The following is a 9,415-nucleotide window of genomic DNA, read 5'->3' as shown; positions in this document are numbered from 1 at the left end:
TCGCCCATTGCGCCTCGGTCAGCTCATATCGCTTCGCCGCCATCATCTGCTCCGTGTCGAATCACGGAACTCTATGAATCAGCGATCAAACCACTTGGGAATCCTGAATGTCGATCGGCCCTAGGCCGGGACGACATCGAAAATGTAGCGAGAGCATCTCTCCTATGACGTGAGCGTGATTGACCTGCCGCCGCGTCGTCGGCAGTTTGCGCCAGCACTCCCGTAGCCCCCGCCCCACCCCATGCTCACCATCGCCAGTCTCTGGATCCCCTTCACCGTCATTGCCGCGCTCGGGCAGGTCGCGCGCAATGCGATGCAGCGGTCGCTGACCAAGCCGCTGGGGACGTGGGGGGCGACCAATATCCGCTTCCTGTTCGGCTTCCCGTTCTCGCTGCTATTCCTCGGCGTGGTGCTGGTCGCCACCGGCGATCACCTCGATATGCCGCCGTCCGCGTTCTGGCCATGGCTGCTGCTGGGCGCGCTCAGCCAGATCGTCGCGACGGGCCTGATGCTGCTCGCCATGAACGATCGCTCCTTCGTGGTGACGACGGCGTACCTCAAGACCGAGGCGATCCAGACCGCGATTTTCGGCTTCGTCTTCCTCGGCGATCACCTGACCTGGCTAAAGGTGCTGGCGATCGTGATCGCGACCGTCGGCGTCGTCATCACGGCACTGCGCCCCGGCGGTGAGAAGAGCTTTGCCGAGTTGAAGCCGACCATCACCGGCCTCGTTGCGGCTGCGGCCTTCGCGCTGTCCGCGGTCGGTTTTCGCGGTGCAATCATTACCGTGCCGAACGTGTCGTTCGTGACGGCCTCGTCATTCACGCTGGTGCTCGGCCTCTTCGTGCAGACGCTGGTGCTGACGATCTACCTGCTCTGGCGCGCGCCGGACGTGTTGCGGGGAATTCTCGGACTATGGCGGCCGTCGATGCTGGCAGGCTTCACGGGCGCCTTCGCCTCGCAGTTCTGGTTCCTGGCCTTCGCGCTGACCGCCGCCGCCAATGTCCGCACGCTCGCGCTGATCGAGGTGCTGTTCGCGCAGGCCGTGGCCTACTACTCGTTCAAGCAGCCGATCGCGCCACGCGAGGTCCTTGGTATCGCGCTGATCGTGATCGGCGTGGCGGTGCTGGTGGGGGTCTAGCTGGCCGTCATTCCGGGGCGATGCGCAGCATCGAACTATGGTGCGCAGTTGCGCACCTGAGAATCTCGAGGTTCCGGGTTCGCGCTAACGCACGCCCCGGAACGACGAGTCTAGTTCCGATCTTCCGGCAACGTCGGCAGCGGCGACACCTCGATGCCTTCGTCGATCAGCGACTTCGCCTCTTCGGGCGAGGCCTCGCCATAGATCGGACGATGCTCCTTGTCGCCGTAATGCATGGCGCGGGCTTCGTTCGCAAAACGCTCGCCGACATTGTCGGCGTTCTTGACGATGTGATCGCGCAGCTCTTTCAGTTTCGTGCGCAGCTCTTTCTCCTGCGCCATCAACAGCGAGGTCGGTCCGGACGGTGCGGCCTCGGGCGTGGTCGCAGCCGCGGGCTCCGGCGGCGGGGACGCGCGCCCGCGGCCCTTCTTGCCGACGATGCGCGGGGCCATGATTGCCTTGTCGACCTTGGCCGAGCCGCAGATCGGACAGGTCACGAGCTTGCGCTTCACCTGCGAATCGTACGCCGACGAGCTCTGGAACCAGCTCTCGAACGCGTGGTTTCGGTCGCAATGGAGCGCGTAGCGGATCATGCCGAGCCCCGTACGAGGTGCAGATGGTCCGGCCCGGCCTTGGGATCGGCGACGCCGAAGCGGCGGCCGTGCTGGAGTGAGGGGATTGCGCGGCGTGCGGTCTCGACCTTCGCCGGGTCGATCCTGGCCATGATGATGCCGGGCTCGACATCGCCCTCGGCGAGAATCTCGCCCCAGGGATCGATGATCAGCGAATGGCCGTAGGTCTCGCGCTTGTTCTCGTGGGTGCCTGCCTGCGCCGCGGCGAAAATGAAGCAGCCGGTCTCGATCGCGCGCGAGCGCAGCAGAATGTGCCAGTGCGCTTCGCCGGTCTTGCGGGTGAAGGCCGACGGCACAGTGATGAAGTACGCGCCGCTCTCGGCCAGCGCGCGATACAGCGCGGGGAAGCGCACGTCGTAGCAGATCGTCAGCCCGACCCGGCCCCAGGGCAGGTCGGAGATCACAGCGGTCTCGCCCGGCTGGTAGTTGGCGGATTCGCGATAGCTCTCGCCGTCCGGCAGCTCGATGTCGAACATGTGGATCTTGTCGTAGCTCGCGAGCACGTTGCCCTCGGGCCCGATCAGGAACGAGCGGTTGACCGCCTTTTCGTCCGAGAAGCGCAGCGCCAGCGAGCCGACATGGATGTGGATCTTCAGCTCTGCCGCGAGCGCGCGGTAGGCCTTTAGCGAGGTGTCGTCCTCTTCGCTCTGCAGATGCTCAAACAGCGCCTTGCGGTTCAGCTGCATCATGTTGCTGACCTCGGGCGTCTGCACGTAGTCGGCGCCGTTGGCAGCAGCCTGCCGGATCAGCTTCGTCGCCTGCGCGAGGCTCGGCTCGGGCAGCAGACTGGTGCGCATCTGCACCATGGCGGCCGTGAAGGTGCGGTTCTCGCTCATGTTACCGCCTTCACGCTGTCGAGCATGCCGTCGAGCTTGCCTTCGCGGTCGAGCGCGTAGAGGTCGTCGCAGCCGCCGACATGGGTTCCGCCGATCCAGATCTGCGGGAAGGTCGAGCCTTCGCCCGCACGGTCGTACATTTCGTCGCGCCAGGACGGGTTCTTAGCGATATCGAATTCGGTGAAGGTCGCCTTCTTGCGGGTCAGCAGCGACCGGGCAGCGGAACAATAGCCGCAGCCCGGCCTGGTGAAGATCTCGACAGCAGCAGTCATGGCGTCCAACGCTCTCATGTCATGAAGTCATTGAATTATATGGGACGGGGCCCGCTCTCGACAACCCGGGCGAACACCAGCACGTCGACCTGGGCCGCCTTGGCGCGGAGCAGGGCCCGTGCACAGGTATCCAGCGTCGCCCCCGACGTCAGGACATCGTCGACCAGGACGATGCGGCGGCCCTGGACCTCGGCCTGACGGTCGGGGGATACCTGGAATGCGCCCTGCACATTGGTGGCCCGCTGGGCCCGCGACAGGCCGATCTGCTGCTCGGTGGCGCGCACCCGGCGCAGCACCTCGGCCTTCACCTTGACCCCGCTCTGCCGCTCGATGACGCGCGCCAGCGCGCCGGACTGGTTGTAGCGGCGGCGCCAGGCCCGCCGCCAATGCAGGGGCACGGGCACCAGCATGTCGGCCCCGGTGAGCAGCTCGCCGCCCGCGCGCGTCATCCAGCGGCCCATGGCCGGCGCCAGATCGGTCCGATCCTGGTATTTCAGCGCATGCACCAGCGTGCGCGCGACGTCGTCGTACCGCACCGCCGCGCGTGCGCGCTGGTAGGCCGGCGGGCTCGCGATTGCCTCCATCGACAGCATGTCGGGGCCGGGATCGTAGACAAAGGGAATGCCGAGCCGCGGGCAATAGGGCCGCTCGATGAACGACAGCCGCGCCCAGCACGTCGCGCAAACGCCCTCGCCATCGACCGGCTCGCGGCAGGACACGCACAGCGTCGGCAGCGCGATGTCGAGCGCCAGCCGCGCCGCACGCGCCAGCACGTGGCGGCCGGCCGTCCACGCGGCACGCAGCGGTGCAGAGATCGAGCGGGCAGGGACGGTGTCGGCTTCCATGAGGGGAGGCTAGCGTTCCGTTTGCGTGGGCTCAAGCGGAGGAATTGGTCTCGTGCCCCGGACGCGGCGCAGCGCGAAGCGGTGCGCTGCTGAGCCGGGGCCCATCTCACCGCATCCTCCCGCGTGGCCTTCTGGGTCCCGGCTCAGCGCAGCAGCACAACAGCGCTGCAGCGCGTCCGGGACACGAGGGTGATTGCCATGGCCGGCATGATCAGCGTAACCAAACCGCATGGCTCAGACTCCGCAAACCCCGCCCGCCCTGTTCGATCGCGCGTTGCTGCATGCGCGGCAGCAGCGTGCGCAGGCGCAAGGTGCCGTGAGCTTCCTGCTCGACCGGGTCGCCGAGGACATGTCTGACCGGCTGGCCGCGGTGATGCGCGAGTTTCACGCGCCGGCCGATCTCTGGACGCCCGGCGAAGGTCTCGCGGGATTGCGCACGCGGCTTCCGTCGATCGAGCGGATCGCACTCGACGCCGCGGGCGCGGAGAAGCTGCCCCTCGCGCCGGAAAGTCTTGATCTCGTCGTCTCCGCGCTGGCGCTGCAATTCGTCAACGATTTGCCGGGCGTGCTCGCGCAAATCCGTCGTGCGCTGAAGCCGGACGGATTGCTGCTCGCCGCGATGATCGGCGGCGACAGCCTGACCGAGCTGCGCCAGGCGTTTGCCGCAGCGGAGGCCGAATGCGAGGGCGGCGTGTCGCCGCGTGTCGCACCGTTCGCCGACCTGCGTGATGTCGGCGCGCTGTTGCAGCGGGCGGGCTTCGCGCTGCCGGTCACCGACGTCGACCGCGTCGTGGTGCGCTACGCCAATGCGTTCGCGCTGATGCAGGATCTCCGCCGCATGGGCGCGGCCAATGTGCTGATCGAGCGGCGGCGCACTTTGACTCGGCGCGCAACGTTACTGCGCATGGCCGAAATCTACGCCGAACGCTTTGCCGATGCCGACGGCCGCATCCGTGCGACCTTCGACATCATCTGGCTGTCCGGCTGGGCCCCGCATGCCAGCCAGCAGCAGCCGCTGAAACCGGGGTCGGCGAAGGCGAGCCTGGCGGAGGCGGTGAAGAAGGCGGGGAAGGAGTGATAGGTGTCCCGGACGCGCTGCAGCGTTCTCACGCTGCTGCGCAGAGCCGGGACCCAGCGCTTCCTCACATCAGCAAATCAATCAAATGCGGGATCAGCGGAATGTCCGCAGGCGGCATCGGGTAGTCGCGCAGCTTGTTGGCGCGGACCCAGGCGATGGTCTGGCCTTCGCGGCCCGCGACCTGGCCTTCCCAGCGCCTGCAGATGTAGAGCGGCATCAAGAGGTGAAAGGTCTCGTAGGCGTAGCTGGCGAAGGTCAGCGGGGCCAGGCACGGCTCGGCCACGGTGATGCCGAGCTCCTCATGGAGCTCGCGGATCAGGCTCTGCTCCGGCCGCTCGCCGGGCTCGAGCTTGCCGCCGGGAAATTCCCAGAGGCCGGCCAGCGTCTTGCCCTCGGGACGTTGCGCGATCAGGACGCGCTTGTCGGCGTCGACCAGCGCGCAGGCCACGACGAGTGTCAGTTTGAGATCGGCCATGCGTGAATGTGTCGCTCGCTGAAGATCATCGCTAACGGTTCGTTAACCGCGTGACGGCTCGGGTTTCTACGGCCCGAATAAGTCATATTTAATCGACGGTTCCTAGAGTGGAAACATTTAAACCATTCCGGGCCCGAGCCATGCGCGCAGTGCTTCGCACCCTCATCCGCCGGTTCGTTCGCGACCGGCGCGGCAATATTGCGGTGATCTTCGCATTCTCCTGCGTCCCCCTGATCACGGTGGTCGGCTGCGCAGTCGATTACTCCCGCGCGACGCAGCTCCGGTCCAAGCTTCAGGCCGCGGCCGATGCGGCCAGCGTCGGCTCGGTCGCCAAGGCCTCGCCGGCCTTCATCGCGGCGGGCTCGATGACCGCTGATGGCGCGATCCCCGCCGGCGTCACCGACGCGACGAACATCTTCAATGCCAACGTCGCCAATCTGAACGGCTACACGCTCAGCAGCGTGACGCCGACCGTGGTCAAGAGCGGATCGACGGTGACCTCGACCGTTGCGTTCAGCGGCAGCATCAACACCATGTTCCTCGGCGTGATCGGCAAGTCCTCGCTGAGCATGAGCGGAACGTCGACCGCGACGGCCAACATGCCGCTCTATGTCGACTTCTATCTGCTGCTGGACAATTCGCCGTCGATGGGCGTGGCGGCGACGCCGGCGGACGTGACCAAGCTCGTGAACGCGACCACCGGCAACAGCTTCAAGCCGAACGACCAGTGCGCCTTCGCTTGCCACGACTACAACGACGCCAACAACTACTACAATCTCGCCAAGTCCGTCGGCGTGACCACGCGGATCGACGTGCTGCGCAGCGCCACGCAGTCGCTGATGGACACGGCCGGCGCCACCCAGACCTATTCGAACCAGTTTCGCATGGCGATCTACGATTTCGGCGCGGCGTCCTCGAGCATCGGCCTGCGCGCCCTGTTTGCGCTGTCGTCCAGCCTGTCGAGCGCCAAGACGGCCGCGGCAAACATCGATCTGATGGGCGTCTACGGCAACAACGACGCCTACACCAAGGACATGGATTCGCCGTTCAGCTCGGTTTTTCCGGCGCTCAACAATCTGATCAGCGCGCCGGGGGCGGGGACGTCGTCCGCGCCGCTGAAATACGTGTTCTTCGTCTCCGACGGGGTGGCGGACGAGAACAATTCGGGATGCCTCAAGCCGATCAAGAGCGTGGGCAGCATGTCGCGCTGCCAGTCGCCGATCGACACCTCGCTCTGCGACACGCTGAAGAACCGAAAGATCAAGGTCGCGGTGCTCTACACCACGTACCTGCAATTGCCGACCAACTCCTGGTACATGAGCTGGATCGACCCGTTCAACCAGCCGCCGTTCGGGCCGTCGCCGAACAGCGAGATCGCCCAGAAGATGCAGAGCTGTGCGTCGCCGGGGCTGTATTTCGAGGTGAGCCCGACGCAAGGCATCTCGGACGCCATGAACGCGCTGTTCAAGAAGGCGGTCGCGGACGCCAGGATTTCGGGATGATGCCAGAGGCGTCATTCCGGGGCGATGCGTCAGCATCGAACCCGGAATCTCGAGCCGCATAAACTTCTGGATTCCGGGTTCTCGCTTCGCGAGCCCCGGAATGACGGCTGCAAAGACTACGACCTGTAATCCCCGTTGATCGCGACATATTCCTTCGTGAGGTCGCAGGTCAGCACGCGGTCGCGGCCCTTGCCGAGGCCGAGCGAGACCTTGATCGCGATCTCCGGCGCCTTCATCGCTTCCGAGACCTGCGCTTCGTCATAGGACGGATCGCGCGCGCCGCTCTTGGCGACGCGGATGCCGTTGAAGGAGATCGAGAGCTTGTCGCGATCGGCCGGCTCGCCGGCCTTGCCGACTGCCATCACCACGCGACCCCAATTGGCGTCCTCGCCGGCGATTGCGGTTTTGACCAACGGCGAGTTGGCGATCGACATCGCGATCTTGCGCGCGGAGGCCTTGGTCTTGGCGCCCTCGACGGTGATCTCGACCAGCTTGCGGGCGCCTTCGCCGTCGCGGGCCACTTGTTCAGAAAGGTTGGCGAGCACCTGGTTGAAGGCCTTGACGAAGGCCTTCAGGCGCGGATCGCTGGCGCGGCTGATTTTTGGTGCGCCGTGCTCGGCGGCAGCGCCGGTGGCAAAGGCCAGCAGCGTGTCCGATGTGGACGTGTCGCCGTCGATCGTCACCGCGTTGAAGGTGTCCTCGACACCGGCCTTGAGCAGGGCCTGGAGCGCGGCCGGCGCGATCGGCGCGTCGGTGAAGATGAAGGACAGCATCGTGGCCATATCGGGCGCGATCATGCCGGCGCCCTTGGCCATGCCGTTGATGGTGACCTTGGCTTTGCCGAGCTTCACGGTCGCGGTCGCGACCTTCGGGAAGGTGTCGGTGGTCATGATCGCCTTGGCCGCGGCGAGATAATCGCCGGCTTCGGCGGTCTCGGCGAGGCGGCCCAGCACGCCGTCGAACTTGGTTGCGTCCAGCGGCTCGCCGATCACGCCGGTCGAGGCCAGGAAGATTTCGCCCTCGCTGCAGCCGACGGCCTTGGCCGCGATCTTCGCGGTCAGCGCGGTGGAGGCGCGGCCGGTCTTGCCGGTGAAGGCATTGGCATTGCCGGAATTGACGACCAGCGCGCGTGCTTTGCCGCCCTTCAGCTTGGCGCGGCACCATTCCACCGGCGCGGAGGGGCATTTCGACTTGGTGAAGACGCCGGCGACTGCCGTGCCCTTGTCCATCACCGCCAGCAGCACGTCGGTGCGGTTCTTGTAGCGGATGCCGGCTTCGGCCGTCGCGAGACGGATGCCCGCGATGGTGGGCATGTCGGGAACAATTTTCGGGGCGAGCGGGGAGACGGAGGAGGACATCGCGGGGCGCCTTGGTGGGATCTGAATATGCAGATGCCCGGCGCGGGGGCCGGGCATCACAAGGGCTTAGATACTCTTCACGTCACCGAAGTGACAGCGAATTCTTACTTCTTCGCGGGCGGCGCCATCTTGCTGTCGGAGGGCTTCGCCGCATCCGCCGGCTTTGCATCCGGCTTGGCGTCCGCCGCCGGCTGGTCCAGCCGCTCGACCTTGGCTTCCGTACGCAGCTTGGCGACGAAATCGGCCTGGGCCTTGCGGGTGACGTACTGCTCGATCTGGGCCTTGACCTGCTCGAAGTCCGGCGCCTTGCGGCTGCGCTTTTCCTCGACCTTGATGATGTGCCAGCCGAACTGCGACTTCACGGGGTCGGAGATCTTGCCCGGCTCGAGCGCGAAGGCGACCACCGAGAATTCCGGCACCATCTGCTCCTTGGTGAAGAAGCCGAGATCGCCGCCGTCGGCGGAGCCCGGATCCTTGGACTTCTTCTTGGCGAGCTCGGCGAAATCGGCGCCCTTGTCGAGCTCGGCCTTCACCGCCTTGGCCTCGTCCTCGGTCTCGACCAGGATGTGGCGGGCGCGCACTTCCTGCTCGCCGGTGATCTGCTTGGAGGCCTCCTCATAGACCTTCTTCATGGCGTCCGGGGTGGTGGCGGCCTTGCCCTCGTTGGCGAGCAGGCTGTCCATCAGGAGCCGGTTGCGGGCGAAGGCCAGGCGCTTCTTGAACTCCTCGCTATCGGCAACCTTCTTGTCCTCGGCAGCCTTGCTGACGATCTTCATGTCGATCAGGAAGGACAGGACGTTCTCGTCCTTGGTCGCCGGGTCCATCTGGGCGAGGCTCGGTCCGAGCTCCTCCTCGGCCATGGCGACGTCGCTCTTCTTGATTTCCGCGCCATTGACCTTCGCCAGCACCGGATCGTCGGCGGCCCGGAGCGGGCCCGCGAACGCCAGGGACAGCGCCAGAGCGAGGCAGCCAGCCAGGGCGGTCGCATGGCGGAAACGCTGGCCGGTGGATACCGGGAACGAGGTGGTCATGGAAAATCCTTTTGTTGAAGCAGGGGGCTGCTCGAGCGGGGCGGACACTCGCCCAATTCAGGGGGGCTTGGCAACGCGAAAAGTCTGTCAAAATGATGAATTAGCCGCAATGCACCCGCCGTTGACAAGGCCCTGACCGGGCCATATCTCTGCCCGGTCGCGACCATGGCGATGGCGTTTATTTTGCTGCGTTTTTGGCCGTTGAACCCAGACTTGCCCAATTCCCACCCATATGGCGGATGACC

10 protein-coding genes are annotated in these 9,415 nt (G+C 65.7%); 3 read left to right on the top strand and 7 right to left on the bottom strand.

Annotated features, from left to right (window positions below):
- Window positions 1-241: 241 nt before the first annotated feature.
- Window positions 242-1,141 carry an EamA family transporter gene (locus tag RAD15_RS35475; RefSeq protein WP_458183358.1) on the top strand — a complete coding sequence of 300 codons (900 nt, stop codon included), beginning with the start codon at window positions 242-244 and terminating at the stop codon, window positions 1,139-1,141.
- 110 nt (window positions 1,142-1,251) lie between these two features.
- Here RAD15_RS35475 and RAD15_RS35470 read toward each other — a convergent pair whose 3' ends face one another.
- From RAD15_RS35470 to RAD15_RS35455, 4 genes are read right to left on the bottom strand one after another with little or no spacing between them, the layout of a single operon-like run.
- A complete protein-coding gene (locus RAD15_RS35470) occupies window positions 1,252-1,734 on the bottom strand; it encodes a DUF1178 family protein (RefSeq protein WP_458183357.1) in 483 nt (160 codons plus the stop codon).
- Window positions 1,731-2,609 (bottom strand): carbon-nitrogen hydrolase family protein, encoded by an 879-nt coding sequence (locus RAD15_RS35465; RefSeq protein ID WP_458183356.1) that lies wholly within the window; start codon window positions 2,607-2,609, stop codon window positions 1,731-1,733. The genes RAD15_RS35470 and RAD15_RS35465 overlap by 4 nt, the downstream gene beginning before the upstream one ends.
- Window positions 2,606-2,881, bottom strand: coding sequence for a glutaredoxin 3 (gene grxC / locus RAD15_RS35460; protein ID WP_458183355.1), 276 nt, complete (start codon window positions 2,879-2,881; stop codon window positions 2,606-2,608). The genes RAD15_RS35465 and grxC overlap by 4 nt, the downstream gene beginning before the upstream one ends.
- A gap of 35 nt (window positions 2,882-2,916) precedes the next feature.
- Window positions 2,917-3,726, bottom strand: coding sequence for a ComF family protein (locus RAD15_RS35455; RefSeq protein ID WP_458183354.1), 810 nt, complete (start codon window positions 3,724-3,726; stop codon window positions 2,917-2,919).
- 229 nt (window positions 3,727-3,955) lie between these two features.
- On the opposite strand from RAD15_RS35455, the gene RAD15_RS35450 reads away from it, so the two are divergent.
- Entirely contained in the window at window positions 3,956-4,804 is an 849-nt protein-coding gene (locus RAD15_RS35450) for a methyltransferase domain-containing protein (RefSeq protein WP_458183353.1), read from the top strand.
- A gap of 64 nt (window positions 4,805-4,868) precedes the next feature.
- On the opposite strand, the gene mutT is transcribed toward RAD15_RS35450, so the two are convergent.
- Window positions 4,869-5,279, bottom strand: coding sequence for an 8-oxo-dGTP diphosphatase MutT (gene mutT / locus RAD15_RS35445; RefSeq protein WP_458183352.1), 411 nt, complete (start codon window positions 5,277-5,279; stop codon window positions 4,869-4,871).
- 140 nt (window positions 5,280-5,419) lie between these two features.
- On the opposite strand from mutT, the gene RAD15_RS35440 reads away from it, so the two are divergent.
- Window positions 5,420-6,781: a TadE/TadG family type IV pilus assembly protein gene (locus RAD15_RS35440; RefSeq protein WP_458183351.1), complete on the top strand. Its 1,362-nt coding sequence runs from the start codon at window positions 5,420-5,422 to the stop codon at window positions 6,779-6,781.
- 116 nt (window positions 6,782-6,897) lie between these two features.
- On the opposite strand, the gene argJ is transcribed toward RAD15_RS35440, so the two are convergent.
- Complete coding sequence (gene argJ, locus RAD15_RS35435) at window positions 6,898-8,139, bottom strand: bifunctional glutamate N-acetyltransferase/amino-acid acetyltransferase ArgJ (RefSeq protein ID WP_458183350.1); 1,242 nt, start codon at window positions 8,137-8,139, stop codon at window positions 6,898-6,900.
- Between the two features lie 104 nt (window positions 8,140-8,243).
- A complete protein-coding gene (locus tag RAD15_RS35430; protein ID WP_458183349.1) occupies window positions 8,244-9,170 on the bottom strand; it encodes a peptidylprolyl isomerase in 927 nt (308 codons plus the stop codon).
- Window positions 9,171-9,415 lie beyond the last annotated feature (245 nt).

Source organism: Bradyrhizobium sp. 14AA (assembly GCF_054185205.1).
Note: the sequence above shows the minus strand (reverse complement) of the source record. Positions and strands in the feature narration are given on the sequence as shown.